The sequence below is a fragment of the Marinobacter gudaonensis genome (genome assembly GCF_900115175.1).
GTDB lineage: Bacteria > Pseudomonadota > Gammaproteobacteria > Pseudomonadales > Oleiphilaceae > Marinobacter > Marinobacter gudaonensis.
Map to the genome: position 1 here is coordinate 90,643 of NZ_FOYV01000004.1, position 19,859 is coordinate 110,501.

Annotated in this window: 17 protein-coding genes and 1 riboswitch; of the genes, 9 read left to right on the forward strand and 8 right to left on the reverse strand. The window is 61.3% G+C overall.

Translation table 11 applies throughout. The features are described from left to right. The first annotated feature begins 111 nt into the window (after nt 1-111). From BM344_RS16365 to BM344_RS16380, 4 genes are read left to right on the forward strand one after another with little or no spacing between them, the layout of a single operon-like run. On the forward strand, nt 112-828 hold the full coding sequence (locus BM344_RS16365) for a 3-deoxy-D-manno-octulosonic acid kinase (RefSeq protein ID WP_091992255.1): 717 nt from the start codon (nt 112-114) through the stop codon (nt 826-828). After that, complete coding sequence (locus BM344_RS16370; protein WP_091992256.1) at nt 825-1,943, forward strand: glycosyltransferase family 4 protein; 1,119 nt, start codon at nt 825-827, stop codon at nt 1,941-1,943. The genes BM344_RS16365 and BM344_RS16370 overlap by 4 nt, the downstream gene beginning before the upstream one ends. Further along, nucleotides 1,944-3,014 (forward strand): CDP-glycerol glycerophosphotransferase family protein, encoded by a 1,071-nt coding sequence (locus BM344_RS16375; protein WP_091992257.1) that lies wholly within the window; start codon nt 1,944-1,946, stop codon nt 3,012-3,014. Between the two features lie 7 nt (nt 3,015-3,021). Next, entirely contained in the window at nt 3,022-4,032 is a 1,011-nt protein-coding gene (locus BM344_RS16380; RefSeq protein ID WP_091992258.1) for a hypothetical protein, read from the forward strand. Here the strand turns inward: BM344_RS16380 and BM344_RS16385 are convergent. Genes BM344_RS16385 through BM344_RS16395 form a run of 3 tightly spaced genes read right to left on the reverse strand, consistent with a single transcriptional unit; the run spans nt 4,029 to nt 8,367 of the window. After that, complete coding sequence (locus BM344_RS16385) at nt 4,029-6,050, reverse strand: glycosyltransferase (protein WP_228143669.1); 2,022 nt, start codon at nt 6,048-6,050, stop codon at nt 4,029-4,031. The genes BM344_RS16380 and BM344_RS16385 overlap by 4 nt on opposite strands. Further along, nucleotides 6,044-6,949, reverse strand: coding sequence for a lysophospholipid acyltransferase family protein (locus BM344_RS16390; RefSeq protein ID WP_091992259.1), 906 nt, complete (start codon nt 6,947-6,949; stop codon nt 6,044-6,046). The genes BM344_RS16385 and BM344_RS16390 overlap by 7 nt, the downstream gene beginning before the upstream one ends. After that, entirely contained in the window at nt 6,946-8,367 is a 1,422-nt protein-coding gene (locus tag BM344_RS16395) for a mannose-1-phosphate guanylyltransferase/mannose-6-phosphate isomerase (protein WP_091992260.1), read from the reverse strand. Before BM344_RS16395 ends, BM344_RS16390 begins: the two co-directional genes overlap by 4 nt. A gap of 131 nt (nt 8,368-8,498) precedes the next feature. On the opposite strand from BM344_RS16395, the gene BM344_RS16400 reads away from it, so the two are divergent. Then, nucleotides 8,499-9,290 carry a glycosyltransferase family 2 protein gene (locus BM344_RS16400; protein WP_091992261.1) on the forward strand — a complete coding sequence of 264 codons (792 nt, stop codon included), beginning with the start codon at nt 8,499-8,501 and terminating at the stop codon, nt 9,288-9,290. A gap of 36 nt (nt 9,291-9,326) precedes the next feature. Here BM344_RS16400 and BM344_RS16405 read toward each other — a convergent pair whose 3' ends face one another. From BM344_RS16405 to lpxL, 4 genes are read right to left on the reverse strand one after another with little or no spacing between them, the layout of a single operon-like run. Next, on the reverse strand, nt 9,327-10,370 hold the full coding sequence (locus BM344_RS16405; protein ID WP_091992262.1) for a glycosyltransferase: 1,044 nt from the start codon (nt 10,368-10,370) through the stop codon (nt 9,327-9,329). Next, on the reverse strand, nt 10,367-11,485 hold the full coding sequence (locus BM344_RS16410; protein ID WP_091992263.1) for a glycosyltransferase family 4 protein: 1,119 nt from the start codon (nt 11,483-11,485) through the stop codon (nt 10,367-10,369). Before BM344_RS16410 ends, BM344_RS16405 begins: the two co-directional genes overlap by 4 nt. Then, the gene (locus tag BM344_RS16415; RefSeq protein ID WP_091992264.1) at nt 11,482-12,486 is read right to left on the reverse strand and encodes an ELM1/GtrOC1 family putative glycosyltransferase; all 1,005 of its coding nucleotides are present in this window, start codon (nt 12,484-12,486) and stop codon (nt 11,482-11,484) included. Before BM344_RS16415 ends, BM344_RS16410 begins: the two co-directional genes overlap by 4 nt. 9 nt (nt 12,487-12,495) lie before the next feature. Continuing rightward, on the reverse strand, nt 12,496-13,443 hold the full coding sequence (gene lpxL, locus BM344_RS16420) for an LpxL/LpxP family Kdo(2)-lipid IV(A) lauroyl/palmitoleoyl acyltransferase (RefSeq protein WP_091992349.1): 948 nt from the start codon (nt 13,441-13,443) through the stop codon (nt 12,496-12,498). A gap of 122 nt (nt 13,444-13,565) precedes the next feature. Between lpxL and waaA the strand changes: the two genes are divergently transcribed. Further along, nucleotides 13,566-14,819 carry a lipid IV(A) 3-deoxy-D-manno-octulosonic acid transferase gene (gene waaA / locus BM344_RS16425; RefSeq protein ID WP_091992265.1) on the forward strand — a complete coding sequence of 418 codons (1,254 nt, stop codon included), beginning with the start codon at nt 13,566-13,568 and terminating at the stop codon, nt 14,817-14,819. Nucleotides 14,820-14,870: 51 nt separating this feature from the next. Here the strand turns inward: waaA and BM344_RS16430 are convergent, their stop codons facing one another. Then, the gene (locus BM344_RS16430) at nt 14,871-16,253 is read right to left on the reverse strand and encodes a TolC family outer membrane protein (RefSeq protein WP_091992266.1); all 1,383 of its coding nucleotides are present in this window, start codon (nt 16,251-16,253) and stop codon (nt 14,871-14,873) included. A gap of 143 nt (nt 16,254-16,396) precedes the next feature. After that, nucleotides 16,397-16,519: riboswitch (TPP riboswitch) on the forward strand. Between the two features lie 87 nt (nt 16,520-16,606). Here BM344_RS16430 and thiC point away from each other — a divergent pair. The 3 genes from thiC to BM344_RS16445 all read left to right on the forward strand — a co-directional run bounded on the left by thiC (nt 16,607) and on the right by BM344_RS16445 (nt 19,648). Next, nucleotides 16,607-18,484: a phosphomethylpyrimidine synthase ThiC gene (gene thiC, locus BM344_RS16435; RefSeq protein WP_091992267.1), complete on the forward strand. Its 1,878-nt coding sequence runs from the start codon at nt 16,607-16,609 to the stop codon at nt 18,482-18,484. 61 nt (nt 18,485-18,545) lie between these two features. Continuing rightward, on the forward strand, nt 18,546-19,163 hold the full coding sequence (locus BM344_RS16440; protein WP_091992268.1) for an NUDIX domain-containing protein: 618 nt from the start codon (nt 18,546-18,548) through the stop codon (nt 19,161-19,163). Then, nucleotides 19,163-19,648, forward strand: coding sequence for a DUF1249 domain-containing protein (locus BM344_RS16445; RefSeq protein ID WP_091992269.1), 486 nt, complete (start codon nt 19,163-19,165; stop codon nt 19,646-19,648). The genes BM344_RS16440 and BM344_RS16445 overlap by 1 nt, the downstream gene beginning before the upstream one ends. Nucleotides 19,649-19,859 lie beyond the last annotated feature (211 nt).

The following is a 19,859-nucleotide window of genomic DNA, read 5'->3' on the forward strand; positions in this document are numbered from 1 at the left end:
CTTTGCTGGCAATCATTGCTAAACTGGCGCCATTCTATCGCACTCGTGCCCGCGCGTCTCAACGGTGGGGCGCGGGTTTCCGTCATTATTCCGAGGATCGGGTAGCCCTTCATGGTGGAGTCTGAAATCTGTCTCCGGAACAAAGGCTCGGCCATGCTGGTTCATCCTGACTACCGGGGGCGGGTCAGCGAAGACTGGTTTCAGCCGGCATTCTGGGGCGACAGGGCCAGGCCGGTAAGCAGTGGTGGCCGGGGTGCCGCCTGGTTTGTTGAAGCCGGAGACAGCAGGCTGGTGCTTCGGGAGTACCGCCGGGGCGGTATGATGGCGAAGCTGGCCAGGCATACCTACTTTTTCAGTCGCGAATCGGAGGTTCGGTCGTTTGCCGAGTTCAGGCTGCTGTACCGGCTTGAGGCCATGGCGCTTCCCGTGCCCCGACCGGTGGCCGCCTGGTATCGGAAGCAGTCTCCCATCCAGTATCAGGCCGCGATTCTGATCGAGCGGTTGGAAGGGGTGGTTCCGCTGGCGGATCAAATCGCCGAAACACCAACCGAGGGTTGGGAAAAGCTCGGCGCCACCATCCGTCGGTTTCACGATGCCGGCGTCATGCATGCGGATCTGAACTGTTACAACGTGCTGGTGCGCGATGATCAGTATTTCCTGATCGATTTCGACAAGAGCCGCCTGCTGGGCCAGGGCAGTCCGGCCAGCTGGCAGCGGGCGAACCTCGACCGCTTTGCCCGGTCGCTGGTGAAGGTTGCCGGAGAAGAAGCCCGAAGGCGGGTCTGGGATTCATTCATGAACGGTTACAACAAGGGAAAGGCCTCTTGACCAATTCACAGCCAGACGGACCGCTTCCGTCCGTACTCTGCCTCACCGACGCCTGCGATCGTCCCGAAACCGAACTGTTTATCGGCCTCCGAGACGCCGGCTTTGACGTTGATGTCATGTGTAACCCCAAGGGCCGAAATTATCAGCGCCTGCTGGATGAAGGCATGGTCGCCAGACCCATGGCGCTCAGAAACCGGTTCGACAAGGACGGCACAGCGGCGATTCGTGACCAGCTTTCAGAGAAAGCCTACGATGTGATTCACGCCTATAACCCCCGAGCACTGGCCTGCGGCCTGCGGGCTTCCCGGGGCACCAATATCAAGGTGGTGGCCTATCGGGGCGTGATCGGCAATATCAGTTTCCTTAATCCGGAATCCTGGATTACCTTCCTGCACCCGCGGGTAAGCAAGATTGTGTGCGTGGCCGATGCCATCAAGGATTACCTGGCGGACCTGCGATGCCTGTGGATGCGCATTCCTGAGCACAAGCTCCAGCGCATTTACAAGGGCCATGATCTGGCCTGGTATCAGGCCCAGCCTGCGGATCTTACCGAGTTCGATGTTCCCGAGGGTGCTTTCGTCGTTTGTTGTACCGGCCGTAACAGCCCTCGAAAAGGCTTTGACGTTCTGATCCGCGCCATGGAAGAGTTGCCGGACGATATTGAGGCGCATCTGCTGCTTGTGGGCGACGTGGACAAGAACGAGGAACTCAGGTCCCTGGCCGGCCAGAGCGCCCACCCCGAACGGATTCACTTCACCGGATTCCGGACGGACGCGCCGGCTATCGCAGCGGCCAGCAGCGTTTTCGTATTGCCATCCACGGTGCGCGAAGGCCTGCCCCGCGCTGTTATCGAAGCCATGGTGTACGGAGTGCCACCGGTGGTAACCCGGGTTGGGGGTATGCCTGAGCTCGTCGAAGACGGTGTCAGTGGTCTTGTAGTGGCGCCCAGGAGCACCGGTGAATTGGCATCTGCCATCGAGCGGCTCTACCGCGATCGCGAGCTGGCGGCCTCTCTGGGCCGGGCCGCGCGGGAACGGATCGCCCGGGATTTCCATACGTCACAAACGGTCCGGGAAACCGGAGACCTATACAAGACACTGACGGGCAAGGGCTGAATGCGCCGATATCTGTTTTTTGTAAATCAACCCTATTCCTATTCCATCCTGCGTCCCCTGCAGGAAGAGATTCGCCGGCGTGGCGATGAAGCCGCCTGGTTTGTCGCGGGCTGTTCTACCGCCCCCCTGCGTGCGGATGAGCGTCGCCTGCGAACCGTCAAGGAGGTCATGGCTTACCAGGCGGACGCTACCTTTGTTCCGGGCGACTGGGTGCCCTATTTTTTCCCGGGTATCAAGGTAGAGGTCTTCCACGGCATGGCCAGGAACAAGCGTGGCCACAGCAGCGAGGACGAGAGCGATCATTACCGGATTCGCGGCTGGTTTGACCTGTACTGCACCCATGCCCTGAAGGACACGGAAAAATTCAGCGAGCTGGCCGAGCAGCACGGGCATTTTGCCGTTGCCCACACCGGTTGGCCGAAACTTGATCCACTGCTTTCGGCGAACCTTCCAGGCCGGCGGTCACTGCCTGCACCCGAGTTGCCTGTGGTTTTCTACGCGTCAACCTTCAGTCGCTCGGTGACTTCCGCGCCCCAGCTGCTCGAAAAGATCGGTGAGCTTGCCCGGAGTGGCCACTGGAAGTTCATTGTCACCCTGCACCCCAAGATGGACCCGGAAATCGTGGATCAGTATAGGGGCCTGGCTGGCGAGCACCTGCGTTTTGTGGAGAGTGACGAGGATTTACTGCCCCTGCTGCCGCAGGCAGATGTGATGCTGTGCGACACCTCGTCGATCATGTTCGAATTCATGTTCCTGGACAGACCGGTGGTAACGTTCCGCACGAAAATGCCCGGTCCCTATCTGATTGATGCCCAGGAGGTTGACGAAGTTGAACCGGCTCTGGAACGTGCCCTCGAGTATCCCCGCGATCTGATGGAGGAAACCCGTTCGTTGTGCGACCAGCTCCACAGTTTCCGGGATGGCCGTTCCAGTGCGCGAGTGCTCGATGCGGTTGAAGATTTCCTCAATAACAAACGCGACAAACTGAAACGTAAACCGATTAATCTTCTGAGAAAACTCAAGGTCAGACGGCGTTTGCGGAAGGAGTTGGCCAGGATGACTCCGGAGTAATGATGCTTTGACGGACTCGTCGGCCCCCATCAGCGTATTTGTTGCCAGCACGCCCCTGCAGTTGATCAGCTGCGCAGAGGCCAGACACGCTTATGGATGCAGGCAGGAAGACACTCTCCTGGTGATTGCACGGCCCGACAATCGCGAGACCGAACGCCAAATGGCCATGCTTGTGAACACCCTGGGCTGGCGGGGTGGCGAGATCAGCTATCTCACCAAGCGCACGTTTTACGTCCGCCTTGCTGCTCTGGCGAGGCGCCTGTCTGGTTGCCGAATTGAGCGGTTGTTCATTGGCAACAAGGCCAGTTGGATTCACGAGGTTTTCTATCGGAGCTTCGACAACAGTCAGGTGATTTTTGTCGATGACGGCTTGGCGACAGTGAAGTACTACCACGCGATCCATCGTGAAGGTATGCCATCGCGTATATCGGTGTCCAAGAGGCGGTTGCTCCGAACCCTGGGCATACGAACGCATCGGGCGATTCCCCAAGATATTGTCTTTTTTACTTTTTTTCCGTTACCGAGTACCGATCAGATAAAAATTCGCCATCACGATTTTCCAGTGTTCCGGCAGTGTTTCCGGACGACGGTCCGGGACAGTCGCCTGGAGCCGCTGGTGGGTTTTCTGGGGCAACCATTCGGCGGTAAGGATCGTCTGCAAAGGCTCGCGTTACAAATTCAGCACATCGTGAGCAGCTATCCCGGGAGGCGAATCGTTTATTTTATGCACCGGAAGGAAAGCCGCGACGAACTGCAAAAGGCGCTGGCGGAATTCCCGGTGGATGTCCGCCAGGCCGGACGGCCGATTGAAGTGGAAGTGGCGCTGTCAGGACACCGTTACCTGGCTTTCTTCAGCTTTGCCTCAACCGCGCTGTTCACTCTGAAAACCATGTTTCCGGACATCCGTGTTGTCCAGATCGACGATCCTGCTCTGGCCGTCAAGCTGGCCTATTACGATGAGATGCTTGAGCTGTTCAGGGCGGCCGGGATTGAGAGTGTCCGTCTGAATGAGGCCTAGGGCTCCCGCTTGCGTGACGGCCGGTCCAGCGTCCACAGCCCCGCATACTTGTTGAAGGTCACCTGGGCGTAGGTGACCGCCGTCAGATACCCCACCGCACCGTCCAGAAAACCGAACCGGATGAAATACACCTGAACAAAGGTCATCAGCCCCCGCAGGGTGGGGTAGATCATGGTGCGGGTTTTCTTGCCCTTGCGGTGTTTTTCCAGCGAGCCAAGCCAGGCGTACTTGGCGCTTTTCTCAAGGGAATGGCCGAAGTCCCGGTGGGTGTAATGGGTAAGCCGTCCCCGAAGCGTTCGAACTTTCCTGCCAGAGGGTATCAGTATCCGCTCGTGAACCAGTGCGTCGGAAAATCGGACGCCCTCCCGCCGGAACAGCCGCAAGGGCGCCCGGCCACTGCGGCCAAAGTCCAGGCGGCTGCCGTAGATGGTCACGGCCCAGGGCAGCTTGTAGGCGTCGGCATCCGGGTCAGCCAGGTGGTGGTTGATTTCCCGCGCCAGCTCCGGAGTGATCCGCTCATCGGCGTCCAGGGACAGCACCCACTCGCCCGTGGCTTTTTCCAGCGCCCGTTGCTTCTGGATGCCGAACCCCGGCCAGTCAGTCACCTCAACCACGTCGGCCAGTTCCCGTGCCAGTTCCACCGTTCGGTCGGTGCTGCCGCTGTCCAGAACGATGATCTCATCGGCCACCAGTCTCGCAGAGCGAAGGCAGTCGGCAATATGGTCTTCCTCATTCTTGGTGATGATGGTTGCCGATACCTTGCGGGTGCGGTTACGCACATAGGATCGGCTGAGTTCCGTGAACATCGCCGAGGCAATGGACGCCACCAGCAGCAGGTAGAAGGTCAGGAACAGCGACCGGTTAAAGGTGGCTTCGGTTAGCCCGAAGAGCAGATAGCCCGCGCAGACCATGACGCCTGCGGCAGCCAGATGGGACGTGGCAGCATGCCTGGAAAACAGGTGCCTCGAAAATACCGCGAGGGGTATGAACAGCAGCAGGGCCAAGCTCAGCACGCCGATGACGCCGCTGGTGGCGGCCGTGTTCAGCAGATCGTTGTGGGCATGGCCGGTGCAACACTCCAGGAAGGCCTCGGGCAGTTCACCGGCGGTCACCTGGGACTGGATGTGTCGGCTGAAGCCGCCGAGGCCTGCACCCGCCACCGGGTGCTCGGTGAACAGGTCCCAGGCTTCGTGCCATACCGCAACCCGGATTTCCATACCGTTGTCGAGCTTGCCATCGCTCAGGAATCCTTCCAGTGAACTGGACATCCGGTCGCTGGTGATGGCTGCTGCAGCCACCAGGATTGGAATGGCGATCAGGCCTGCGAGACGGGCCCGCTTGCCCACCAGCGGAATCAGGGCCAACAGCAGGAAGGGCAGGGCAACGAGATTGCTTCGGGTTTCCGACAGCATGGAAATGACAACAGCAGTCAATCCGAACAGAAAGACAGGAATGGCCGTGAGCCGGCGCCCGTCCCGGTAGAAGAACAGCGACCCGACAATCGTCAGCATGCCTCCGAGCAAGGCAAGGTTGCCAAAGCTGATGGGATTGATTCCGCCGCCAAAGCGGGAGTTGAGCACGTGATGCAGGGCACCCTGGCGGGCGGCAATGGTAACCAGGAAAACCGCCAGAACGGACACGGAAATCAATGTGATCGCGGTAAACGTTACCCATGCACCGATGGCGGCCCGGGTCAGCACAACGATCAGGGGCCAGAACAGGATAAAGCGAGCGTGGGTCCCCAGGGTCTTGCCACCCTCGTAATCGAATCCCTCAAGGACCCAGGAAAACGCGCTGACCAGTACAAAAAACCAGAAGGCAAAATGCAGGAGCCTGAGCTCCTTGGGTTTGTCCCACCCGGCGCGGTACAGGGATTTCCGGAAGCTGACGACCATGCCACCGATGGCCAGGAGCAGCGTGGCCCCAGCCAATACGCTGGACGACAGCAGGGCGCCGCCCAGGCCGGCCATCAACAGAGCTGCGGGGAGTAGTCGGTTCATGGCAGTCATGGCTAGCATACGCGATCCGGGTTGTAGGGGTTGATCTCCCCCGGCGGCCTGTGCCGCAAGCGTTTGTATTCCCACTGGTATTGCGCCGGAATTTCCCGAACGCAGTGCTCAATGGCCTGGTTCATGGCGGTGGTGGCCGCCACCGGATCGCTGTCGCCAAGCCCGGGCCCGGTGTCGCGCACCACAATCCGGAAGCCTGCCGCGTCTGGCAGGCGTTCGGCGTAGGTGATCAGCACATTGGCGCCGGTGCGCTGCATCAGCTTGGAGACGAGGGTCATGGTTTTCACTTCCATGCCAAAGAAGGGGGCAAACGCGTTGCCCTTGCCCCTTGGCGACTGGTCCGGAAGGATACCGGCAACGCCCCCTTCACGCAGGATCGCCGCAAGGCGTGCCAGCCCCCGTCGATCGCCCCGTACCAGTTCCGAGCCCAGGCGCCCGCGAACCTTGATCATGTAATCCTCGAATTCGGGCATGTTGGGCGGGCTGTACAGTGCCGCCATCTTGTAGCGGGAAGAGAAGAACAGGCCGGCCAGTTCCCAGTTGCCCAGGTGCGGTGCCAGCAGGATCAGGCCCTTGCCGCCGGCCATGGCCTGGTCAATCAGTTCCAGGCCCTCGGTTTCGCGAACCAGGCCCAGGCACTTTTCCACGGGCCATTCCCACATCAGCGGCACCTCCAGCATGGTCATGCCGGTCTGGCGCAGGGATTCCCGGACCAGGGCGGCGCGCTCGGGCTCTGTCAGCTCAGGCAGGCAGATATCCAGGTTAACGTCGGTGACCTGCCGGGACTTGGTGGGCAGGCGCCACACCAGGTAGCCGACAATCCGGCCGATTCGCTGAGCTCCGGCAAGGGAAAGCCCGCCGGCGATCCTGAGCAGGCCGGCAATCAGAAAGTATTTGATCTTGCTCATTTGCGGCCGTACCGGTCCTCGTACCGAACAATGTCGTCCTCGCCCAGGTAGGAGCCGGACTGTACCTCAATGAGTTCCAGGTTGATCACCCCGGGGTTTTCCAGCGAATGCACCTGGCCCACCGGAATGTAGGTGGACTGGTTCTCGGTCACCAGATAGGTTTTGTCGCCGTTGGTCACCCGTGCGGTGCCGCTGACCACAATCCAGTGCTCGGCGCGGTGGTGGTGCATCTGCACCGACAGCTTGGCGCCGGGCTTCACGGTGATGCGCTTGACCTGGTAGCGGGCGCCGTTGTCAATGGAGTCGTACACCCCCCAGGGCCGGTAGACCTCCCGGTGGTTCATATGCTCGTGGCGGCCGTCGTTGCGGATTTTCTCCACCACGGTCTTGACGTCCTGCACGCTGTCCTTGTGGGCCACGAGCAGGGCATCATTGGTTTCGATCACAACCAGGTTGTCGACACCCACGGTGGCCACCAGTCGGCTGTCCGCACGCACCAGGGTGTTGGCGGTGTTGTGGGTGATCACATCGCCCGTCAGGCTGTTGCCGTGGTCGTCCTTGTCGCTGACTTCCCAGAGCGCGGACCAGGAGCCGATATCACTCCAGCCGGCGTCCAGGGAGACCACGGCGGCCCGGTCGGTTTTCTCCATTACCGCGTAGTCCACCGAATCCGACGGGCATTCGGCAAACCGTTCTGCATTGACCCGGGTAAAGTGCAGGTCATCGGCGGTGTCGGCGATGGCGGCCTGGCAGGCAGACAGGATGTCCGGCCGGTGGACTTCCAGTTCTTTCAGGTATTCACGGGCGCCGAACAGGAACATGCCGCTGTTCCAGAGGTATTCGCCGGAGTCCAGATAGGCGTTCGCGGTGGCCAGGTCGGGCTTTTCCACGAAGCGGTCCACGGCAAAGCTGTCCGGCCCCAGTTCCGAACCCCGGTGGATGTAGCCATAACCGGTTTCAGGCTTGTTGGGCACAATGCCGAAGGTCACCAGCTTGCCTTCCCGCGCCAGGGGGATGGCCTTCTTCACACCTTCCTGGAACGCCGCCACGTCCTTGATCAGGTGGTCGGCTGCGAGCACCAGCATCAGGGGATCGTCCGCATCCGGCGCAACGGTTTCCTTCAGTTGCAGGGCGGCCAGTGCGATGGCCGGTGCCGTATTGCGTCCACACGGCTCAAGGATGATCCGGGAGTCCTCGTGACCGGACTGTCGCATCTGCTCGGCAGCGAGGAAGCGGTGCTCCTCGTTGCAGATCAGCAGTGGATTGGCTGCGTCCATGCCCTCAAGCCTGGCAACGGTGGCCTGTAACATCGACAGGGGGCCACTGGTCAGTTTCAGGAACTGTTTCGGGTTCAACTGGCGTGACATCGGCCAAAGTCTTGAGCCTGTGCCGCCGGCCATAATGACGGGGTGAATCATCTGTGCACTCCGGGCTTGAGTTATAGAATGCCGTGGAAATCGTCCAAATCAGGGGCGCCATCTTACCACAAGGCGGTTGTGGTATTGTTCTGAACCGGCCCTGAATTGCTTGCCTCAAAACGGAAATTCCGATGAAGCTACCGCTGTCCGTTTATTACATCACCCAGAATGAAGAACTCCGGTTACCCGAGTCCCTGGCCAAGCTGTCTGGCTGGGTGGATGAAATTATCGTAGTCGATTCTGGCAGCACGGACCGAACGCGGGACATTGCCGAGGCGGCGGGCGCCCGATTCGTGCACAACGACTGGCATGGCTTTGCCTGCCAGAAGGCCTTTGCAGCCAGCCTGTGCCGAAATGACTGGGTACTGGACCTGGACGCCGACGAGGTCCTCTCGGACCGGCTGGTCGGCAATATCCAGGCCTTGTTCTCACGTCCTGTTGCCGAGGATATTGCCGGTTTCCGGATGCGCTGGGTGTTGTCCCAGCCGGATGCCCGCCATCCCTTTCGCCACGACAAAAGCAAGTGGATCCTGCGGCTCTATCACCGAAAGCGAGCTGCTATCCAGCCGGAACAGGACAGCAATGACGATCGCCCCAGAGTCATGGCCGGGCGGGTGCTGGACCTGAAAGGCGACGTCCTGCACCGCACGCTGATTTCCCTTGAGCAGATGGAGCGCAAGTACTGCCAGCTGTCGAGCGAGCAGGCCCGGTTCCTGGCCAAAAAGGGGCGAAAAATCTCCAGTGCCCGGCTGTTTGTCGAGTTTCCGCTGAAGTTCCTGAAGTATTACCTCATTCATCGGCAGATCCTGAACGGCTGGTTTGGTCTGAGCGTGGCCATTACCGCTGCCAACCGGAATTTCATGCGTCTGGCCAAGGCCCGGGAACTGCAGATGCTGGCCAGTTTTGACGATGATGCTAAATAACCATAGCGGACCGGTCGGGCAAGTCGGTTCAGGGGATCAGCCTGGAAGGACTTCCCGATAAAGTGCCTCTGTTTTCGCCGCCATGGCCTCAACGGTGAGGTTGGCCCGGGCGAACGCCATGGCCGTAGCCTCGCGTTCGGCAAGTCCCTCCAGATTGGCCAGGGCGCGGGTCAGTACGCTGGCGATGGCGTCCGGTTCGTGACCCTCGCTGATGGCTTCGGGAGGAAGCAGCTCCATTGGCCCGGAAACCGGGGTCGAGACCACCGGGCAGCCGCACAGCAAGGACTCGATCAAGACGTAGGGAAAGCCTTCGCGATCGGAGCTGATCACGCTCAACCGGGCCTGTCGATAGTGTCGGGCCAGGCAGGGGCTGTAGCCGGGCAGGGAGATGGTGTTATCCAGGCCCAGGCCACGAATCTGTTGCGCCAGCGCCGGGCGCTGGCTGCCTTCGCCATAAATCGTCAGATGGCAGCCGTCAGCGGCCGGGCCAAGCAGGGACCAGGCGTGAATCAGCCGGTCGAAACCCTTCACGGATTCCAGCCGGCCGGCGGCAATCACATGGATGGTCCCTGGCGACAAATCCGCTTCCGATGGCGATAGCCTTGAGTCTTCGTCGACGCGGGCACCGTTGTATATCAGATGACTGCGGGGATGAGTGAGGGCACGTTTGATCGCCGGGCTCACGGCGATTACGCGGTCCATCCGGTCAAAGGCTGTGTGGCTGGACTTGATGCCATGGACCGTGCCGATTCGTACGGTATTCGGCCCGCCGACTTTACCGGCCAGCCGGGCCGCCTTGTTGCCCTGGGCGTGCAGGATATCCGGTGCCATCTGGCGAAGGTTCCGGCGAAGCAGGAAGTGCAGCAATGGGTTGTGACGACCCAACTGAACCGGCAGCGCGTGAAAACGCACGGGTGCAGGAAACCTGGCCTCGTAGGCCCGATGGCCCAGCACATGCACCCGGTGCCCCATGGCCGCCAGCGCACGGGAGAGATCGGCCGTGTGCTGCTCCATGCCGCCCCAGGCTCCCCCGGGAGTGGCCAGTAGCAGTGCAATGGTCAGCGGGCGCCCGGACATCATCTGGATTTGCCGGAGCGCTGGTTGAGGAGGTTCTCATAAACGTTCAGGGAGGCCTCGGTCTGGGCTTCCAGGCGGAACCGATAGGGAATCTCGATAGTCGGTTTCGGCGCATCCAGCAACCGCGCGACCACCCCGGTGAACGCATCGATATCGTCTGGCGGCACCAGGCCCCGGGGGAAGCAGGCTTCCAGGGTCTCCGCTGCGCCGCCGCGATTGTAGGCAACCACCGGCGTTCCCGAGGCCAGGGCTTCGGTGACAGTACGGCCAAAAGGTTCCGGTTTGGTGCTCATATGGCACACCACGTCAGCCAGCAGGTACAGGTTGGTCATGTCATTGCGCTGGCCCAGGAAACTGACGCGCTCGGTGAGTCCCAGGCGATCCCTCGCCCGCTCCAGTTCCTCCAGAAAATGTTCCTTGCCGGGCTCGGCGCCACCGGCGATCACGCCATGACAGTCCGGGCGGGCCTGCACCAGTCGGGCCATCATGGCGAGGAAGTCCAGTTGGCCTTTCCAGCGCGATATCCGACCCGGCATCATGATGATCCTTTTGCCGGCAAGTTGTGGGTACTGGCGGAACCATCGCTCAAGCCATTGCGGAGGTAGCTCGCGCTGGCGGAAGGCATCGATATCAACACCGCGCTGGATAACCGTGAGCCTGTCGGGTGGCACCTGATAGTTCTTCAGCACATACTCCTGCACGCATCGTGACACGGCGATCATGTGATCCGCCCGGGTCATGATGGCGCTGTAGGGCGTGACCGAATACATGCCGTGGAAGGTGGAGACCACCGCGGGGTGCTGGTTCCTCGGGATGGTTTTCAGGGCCAGGAAGATGATCCAGGCAGGCATTCTGGAGCGCACGTGGACAATGTCCGGCTTGAGATCCAGAATCAGCTTTCGCATGGGCAATATCTGCCCGAAGGAGGCAGGGGACTTTCGGTGAATCGGCATATACACGTGCCTGGAGCCCTGGCCACGGAGTTGTTCCGCCATGGGGCCACCCTTTGAAACCACCCAGGATTCGTGCCCTCGTTTGACAAGATCCGCCGCGAACTCCACCGTGCCGCGTTCAACACCACCACTGTAAAGTGCCGGCAGTGCCTGAAGAATCCTCACGGTGCAGGTCCTCCCTTGCTCTGCTCGAAGGTGTTGCGCTTACCGGCCTGGGAGGCGGGAAGCAGTTTCTGCTCAACAATCCAGCGGGCGGCACGATCGGCTTCCCAGAGTGTCCGGTTGCCAGGGTTTCGGCCGGCCATGACGATCGCGTGGTCGGGCCAGCGCGCCACATACCCTTGCTGTACCAGGCGTTCCACGCCTTCGGCGACGCGGCTGCCGGTTCGGTTGGCCAACTCGAACACCCCTGTGGGCACGGCCGAGGTGGCGGCTTCACAAACCATGGACATGCTGTCTGGCGTGACCCAGGCGGCTCGTGAACCGGCCAGTTGGTGGCTCAGCCAGTTCTCGTGGGTTTGCTCGGGGTGTACCACAGACACCCGCAGCCCGGACAGATCGTCCAGGCGCGCCTGTAACGTTCCCGGTGTGCGACGGGAGGTGGCGATGGTCCAGCGCCAGTCCGGGTACTGGCCGATCAGATGGTTAATCTGGCCGAGCAGGACATCGTCGTCCCAGTCGAAATGCGGTGACGGGCCACCAACAAGCAGCAGCGCCTCCCGTTTTTCGGTAATCCGGGCCAGGGGCGTGAGCGCATTGATCACCCCCTCGGTGACCAGGGTACGGGGCCCGGGCGGTACGCGGTCGTGGGCGGGGATCACCGCGCCGTTCACCAGCGACAGGGGAAAGCCCGGTTTCATAATCACCAGGGTTCTCACCCCACGCAGTCGGCGTAGCGACAGCAGCAGTCGGTGGGTGCCGGTGCCTGCGGCCACCACCAGGTCCGGGTGCGGCAGCTCTGCGTGCATTCGCGGTGCCGCGCCCAGGACCGCGCGCCACAACGAAATCGATTGTGTGGTGGCGTCCACCCAGTGTGTGGCAGCGCCGGTCAACACCCGCAGCCGATTACCAATCCCCTTGAGCTGGTTGCGATGACCGGGCTTGTTGTCGGTCAGAAGCCAGACGACGGGTGCTTCCTTTCTGGCCTGTTTCGGGTGATCCGCCATGGCGCTCTGTTACCTGCGTTTGTAGAAACCCGGATCTGACTCGTCCGGACGGGTTTTGAACCGTCGATGCATCCACAAGTACTGGTCCGGGGCACGCCGGACTTCGCGCTCGATGGTCTGGTTGATCAGGGTTGCGTCCTGGAGGTCATCTCCGCTCGGGAAGTTCTCCAGGGCTGGATGGAAGTAGATATCGTAGCCCGGGCCATCCTCCCGCCGGAAGTGGCTGAACGGCACCACCTGGCAGCCACTGCGTTCGACAATCCGGGACGTTGCGGTAATGGTGCCCGCCTCAATGCCGAAAAACGGCGCAAAGACAATGTCCTTGCGTCCGTAGTCCTGGTCGGTGGCGTACCAGACCGCCCGGTTCTGTTTCAGGCTGCGGAACAGTCCGCGCAGGTCGCGGGCGCCCAGAACCGTGCCGTAGCGGCGCTCCCGGGCCCGGGTCATCACCGCGTTCATCAGCGGGTTGTTGTGGTCCCGCTGCATGACATCGGCTTCTATGTACTGGGTTACCAGGCTGCCGCCCAGGTCGAGAGTGCTGTAATGCCCGCCCAGCAGCAACACGCCTTTACCGTGTTTCAACGCATCTTCAAAATGCTCAAGCCCGTGAACGCGGGTAATGCCGGTAAGTTTGGCCGGGTCGCGGAACCAGGCAATGCCCAGCTCCAGAAGGCCGATGCCGTTGGCAATAAAGGCCTTGCGCACCAGTGCCTGCTGCTGGGGCGCGGTCAGTTCGGGAAAGCACAGGCGAATGTTCACCTCGGTGATGTGGCGCCGACTGCCGGCCAGTCGGTAGGCAAGCAGACCGGCGAGCTTGCCGAGCCACCATTGCAGCCGGACAGGCAGTTGCGATACCAGCCACATCAGGGCAATACCCAGCCAGGTGGGCCACCACCGAGGATGTCGGTAGGCGGAATAGTCGGTGTTTCGCGGGAGCTTACGGTATTTCCTGTTCACGTGGAGCGGGTCCTGCAAGATGTCGGTTTCCGGGCCGGGCGAGCCTGGTTGCCCGGCGGCAATCGGAAGCAAATCAATAGGTTTTGCGCTATCATAACGCACTGTTTTGCCCGGAGTCCCCTGTGCTGCACTTTATCTACTCCCAGTTGATACGGCTGATTCTGCCGTTCATTCTCCTGCGCTTATGGTGGCATGGCCGCAAGGCTCCGGAGCTCAGACGTAACTGGTACCAGCGCCTGGGTATTGTGCCCCGTGCCAGCGGTACGGTGGTCTGGGTGCACGCGGTCTCCGTGGGCGAGACCATCGCCGCTGCGCCGATGGTGCGACGCTTGCTCACCCGCAATCCGGGCATCACCATCCTGATGACTGCCATGACCGACACCGGGCTGGCCCAGGCGCGCAAGATGTTTGGCGATCAGGTGCGTTACGCCTACGCTCCGTATGACACGCCGGGGAGCATCCGCAGGTTTCTTGACCGGGTCAAGCCCCGGATTCTGGTGATTATGGAAACCGAAATCTGGCCCAACATGATCCGCCAGAGCAGGAAGCGCCGGGTGCCCGTGTTTCTGATCAACGCCCGGTTATCCGAGCGCTCCGCCCGCGGCTATGTGCGCGTCCGCAGTCTGGCCCGTCCGATCATGCAGAGTATCAGCTGGGTGGCGGCCCAGGCCGAGAAAGACGCCGAGCGATTTCGCCGTATCGGTGTGGCGCCGGCCAAGGTCGCCGTGACCGGCAGTGTCAAATTCGACGTGGACATCCCCGAGCCGGTGCGCGAAGCCTCGCAATCCCTGAAACAATCTCTGTCTGGCCGGCCGGTATGGATTGCCGGCAGCACCCACGGCGTCGAGAACGACCAGCTGCTGGCGGCCCACTGCAAGGTTCTGGAGAAGCACCCGAGCGCATTGCTGATCCTCGTGCCCCGTCATCCGGACCGGTTCGGGCCGGTCGCCGAGCGTACCGGAAAGATGGGGCTGAGCCTGGCCCGCCGGTCACTTTCTGAAGATCCCGCCGGGGCCCAGGTATACCTGGGCGATACCATGGGCGAGTTGATGATGCTGTACGGTGCCAGTGATCTGGCGTTTGTAGGCGGCTCTCTGATCGAGCGCGGTGGCCACAATCCGCTGGAGCCTGCCGCATGGGGCATCCCCGTGTTTTCCGGCCCCCATGTTTTCAATTTCGAGACCATCTACCAGCGTTTGCTGGATGATCATGGCGTAAAACTGGTCGACGATGGTGACGACCTCGCCAGCCATATCTGTCATCTGTTCAGTGACGATGAGGAAAGGCAGGCCATCGGGCGCCGGGCCCTGGAAGTCGTCAATCGCAATCGTGGTGCACTCGATCGCGTCGTGGACGGCATCATCGAGCGGGTCTGATATCGGGCGGGCTGCCCGGCTGCGGCCCGCCCCCGTGGCTGTGTAGCGTGGTTAGCGGGTCGGGTCGTCCAGCGTTTCTTCCTCGTGGGCCAGTGCCTCGATCCCTGGGGCGGTCGCGCTCAGCCAGTTGTTGAGTTCAAGCAGGTCCTGGGGGCTCAGGGTGCCGGCGGCCTGTTTCAACTGCAGGGAATTGATCACGTAGTCGTAGCGGGCATTGGCGTAATCCCGCAGGGCCACATAGTAGGCCCGCTCGGCATCCAGCACCTCCACGATGTTGCGGGTGCCCACCTCGTAGCCGGCCCGGGTTGCGTCCAGGGCGCTACGGCGCGAAATGATGGTCTGCTCCAGGGCCGAGGCCGTTTCGATGTTGTTGTTAACGGTCAGGAACAGGCTCCGGGTGTTCACCCGTACATCCCGGCGTACGGTATTCAGTGACTGCTCGGCAACAGTCACCAGGGACCGCTGCTGGCGCACGCCCGCTTGGGTGCCGCCGCCGGAGTAGAGCGGCACGTTCAGGGTCAGCCCGATGACGCCGCGGGTGGTTGTGCCATCCCGCTGACTGGTCAGAGGCGCGCCAGTGCCGTCAATGCCGTCCAGATTGGTTTTGCCGTAAGACGCGTTCAAGTCCAGGGTCGGGTAGTGTCCGGCCTTCGCCTCTTTCAGTCCCGCCTCGCTGGCGTTCAGGTCATACAATGCTGACTGGATAGACCAGTTCTGCTCCAGAGCAGTTGCCTCCCAGGCGGACGGGTCCATGGGCTCCGGTCGGCCGAGGGGGAAGTTCTGGCGCAGATTCTCCAGGTCTTCGGCATACTCTCCGGTCAGCCGTGCCAGCTGCTCGCGGGCAACGTTGAGCTGGTTCTCCGCGGCGATGCGCTGGCTCTTGCTGTCGTCGTAGCTGGCGCGCGCCTCGTACACCTCGGTAATGGCAATCAGCCCGACATCAAAGCGCTCCTGGGCCTGCTCGTACTGCCGCTGGATGGCCGCTTCGGTTGCCCTGGCCGTGGTCACGGTGTCCCGTGCCCGCAGGACGTTGAAGTAGGCCGTTGCTACGTCAAGGATGAGTTGCTGCTGAGCCAGATTGTAATCGGCCCGGGCAGCTTCGGTCTGATACTGGCTGGCGTCGTAGCGGAACCAGGCATCGGCCCGGAACAGCGGCTGGGTCAGCTGCACGCCGTAGTTCAGTTCGCGGTAGCTGTTGTCCTGCCCCGGCCCGTCGACGTCTATGTAGTTGCCTTCACCATAGGCATTCACCTGCGGCAGGAGGGCGCTCTGGCTGACGTCGCTGGCCGCCTGCTGGGCTTCGAAGCTTGCCCGGGCCGCGGCAATGCCGGAGTCATAGGAAAGTGCTTTCTCATAGGTCTCGACCAGATCCATGGAAAGGACGGGCTGGGCCGCCATGAGGCCAATAAGTCCGGAAAGCAATCGCTTTTTCATTCTTTCTCCTGAATACAGTATCGCATCGTTGTCCGGCTAGCAGGGCGCGGATCGACGGGTCTGGACGGCCATTATGGACAATAATCGTTCGCAGCTCTACACTTGCAAATGGCACTCATTTTGAGTGTCACGCATTACAGATTCGCGTCTTGACGGGGTGCTGGTCTGTCTTCCGGAAAACGGCAGGCAGACGGCTGAGATTGCATCGCAGAACCCGCGACCTGATCCGGATAATACCGGCGTAGGGATTTAAGACCACAGCGCTGAAAGACCAGTGTTTCCCAAGGGAAAGCCCGTGTCCAAGGCTCCGTCATACGCGACCCGACATCCAACAATTGTTCCGGGAGCGAATGATGACCAACTTGCCCGATTACCTCAGCGACTCCGCCACGGTGGATTCCGCCGCCATACAACCCCTGCCGAGTTCACGGAAAATCTACGTACAGGGTAGCCGACCCGATCTGCGCGTGCCCATGCGGGAAATTACCGTGCAGGACACGCCCACCGAGATGGGCGGTGAGAAGAACCCGCCGGTGGTTGTGTACGACACTTCTGGCCCCTATACCGATCCCGAGGCCACCATTGATCTGCGCAAGGGGCTCAAGCCGGTGCGTGCCGCATGGATTGCCGAGCGTGGCGATGTAGAGCAGCTAAGCGGCTACTCGTCGGAATTTACCCGTCGGCGCATGAACGACCCCCAGCTTGATCCACTGCGGTTCATGGACGAACGCAAGCCATTGCGTGCCAGGCCAGGCTGCAACGTGTCTCAGATGCATTACGCCCGCCGGGGCATCATTACCCCGGAAATGGAATACATCGCCATCCGCGAAAACATGAAGCTGCAGGAAGCTCGGGCTCAGGGCCTGCTCGACCAGCAGCACCCGGGCCAGTCGTTTGGCGCCAATCTGCCGCCGGAAATCACCCCGGAGTTCGTCAGAGACGAGGTGGCGCGTGGCCGGGCGATCATACCTGCCAACATCAACCACCCCGAGATCGAACCGATGATCATCGGTCGCAACTTCCTGGTGAAGATTAACGGCAACATCGGCAATTCAGCGGTGACCTCCTCCATCGAGGAAGAGGTGGAGAAGTTGACCTGGGGCATTCGATGGGGCGCGGACACCATCATGGATCTCTCCACCGGCAAGAACATCCACGAGACCCGGGAGTGGATCATTCGCAATTCCCCGGTGCCCATCGGCACAGTGCCCATCTACCAGGCGCTGGAAAAAGTCGGTGGCGTGGCCGAGGACCTGACCTGGGAAATCTTCCGGGACACCCTGATCGAGCAGGCCGAGCAGGGCGTGGACTACTTCACCATCCACGCCGGCGTGCGACTGCACCATGTGCCGCTGACCGCCAACCGGGTCACCGGCATCGTTTCCCGGGGCGGTTCGATCATGGCCAAGTGGTGCCTGGCCCATCACAAGGAAAGCTTCCTGTACGAGCACTTCGAGGACATCTGCGAGATCATGAAGGCCTACGACGTGTCCTTCAGCCTCGGTGATGGCCTGCGCCCCGGCTCCATTGCCGATGCCAACGACGCCGCCCAGTTCGGCGAACTGGAAACCCTGGGCGAGCTCACCAAGATCGCCTGGAAGCACGATGTGCAGTGCATGATCGAGGGCCCCGGCCACGTGCCCATGCACCTGGTGAAGGAAAACATGGACAAGCAGCTGGAATGCTGTGACGAGGCGCCGTTCTACACCCTGGGCCCGCTGATCACCGACATAGCGCCGGGTTATGATCACATCACCTCGGGCATCGGCGCCGCCATGATCGGCTGGTACGGCTGCGCCATGCTCTGTTACGTCACGCCCAAGGAGCACCTGGGCCTGCCCAACAAGGACGATGTGAAAACCGGCATCATCACCTACAAGATTGCCGCCCATGCGGCGGATCTGGCCAAGGGGCACCCCGGCGCCCAGATTCGCGACAACGCCCTGTCCAAGGCCCGTTTCGAGTTTCGTTGGGAGGATCAGTTCAACCTGGGGCTGGATCCGGATACTGCCCGGGCCTACCACGATGAGACCCTGCCCAAGGAGTCTGCCAAGGTGGCCCACTTCTGCTCCATGTGTGGCCCCAAGTTCTGCTCCATGCAGATTTCCCAGGAGGTGCGGGACTATGCCAGAGAGCACGGGCTGGACGAGGTGTCGGCCGTGGATGCGGGCATGCAGGAGAAGTCCAGGGAGTTCCTGGAATCGGGGAGCAAGCTCTACGACAAGGTTTGAGCTTGAAGTCATGGCCGACTAGAGGCTATCGTTCAAAGTCGATTCAACGACCGGACGAAAAATGACCAAGCCGTTCCAGTTCACCGCCGACGACGTCAAAGTCGAAAAACGCGAGACCGTCTTCCAGGGCTTCTTCCGCATGGACAAGCTCTGGTTGACGCACCGACGTTTTGATGGCGAAGACATGCCCATCTTCACCCGGGAGCTGTTCATCCGGGGCGACGCCACCTGCGTGCTGCCCTACGATCCGCAGCGGGACGAGGTGGTTCTGCTCGAACAGTTCCGCCTCGGCGCCCTGGGGCGGAACCAATCGCCCTGGCTGCTGGAGCTGGTGGCCGGCATGAACGAGGACGGCGAGAGCCCGGAAGAGGTGGCCCAGCGGGAAGGGCAGGAAGAGGCCGGGCTCACCTTCGAACCGCTCGAGAAGATCTGCGATTACCTGGTCTCACCGGGCGGCAGCACTGAAATGATCCATCTCTACTGCGGGCGCGTCAGCACGGAGAATGCGGGTGGCCTGTACGGCATGGAGCATGAGCACGAGGACATCCGTGCCCACGTGGTGTCGGCGGAGGACGCCATAGCGATGATCCACGATGGTCGTATCAACAACGCCGCCGCCATCATTGCGCTGCAGTGGCTCGAGCTCAATCGGGCCCGTCTCAGGAAAGGATGGCAGTGATGGGCGAGTGGACCATGAAACCCCGGCGCTATGTTCCGGATCTCCGGCAGCTCGGTGCCCTGTGTGATGGCAATTACCAGCGGCTGGCAAAGCTTCGACAACTGGAGGTGGACGGCAAGCCGGTGTGCGAGTTCGAGCTGCACCGTGAAAACCACTATCTGGGCCGCGTGCGGATCGAAGTGCTGCAAACCGCAAAGTTCACCGAAACCCTCCTGCTTGAGCAGGTCCACAATTCCGGACGCTGGCTCAACAACCCGCAAATGACCGTGCGCGTCTACCATGATGCCAGCATGGCAGAGGTCATCAGTTGTTACCGGGATCGCCAGATTGCGCCGGTGAACGATTATCCCAACCGCTTCATGCATCACCCCGACGAGAAGGTCCAGGTCAACGGCTTCCTGGCCGACTGGCTGGACTATTGCCTGCGTTTCGGCCACTTGCCCATGGAACATGCGGCCTGGTCAGCCGGTGAAGGCGTCGACTGACGTTTCCGCCGCTGTCGCGGAAAGCCCGGTTATGCCACCCCACGCCACCCCGCGCTGATCCGGGTGCTGTACTAAAGTGGTGTGGTTCTGGGCGGGGGATGTGCCATAGTTGTCAAAAATTGCAATAAATCGCCATGGGCTGGCCAGAATGTGACTCGGGTTCGATTCGAGGGTGATAAATCCGGGAACCTGCGTCGTACACTGGTGTCCA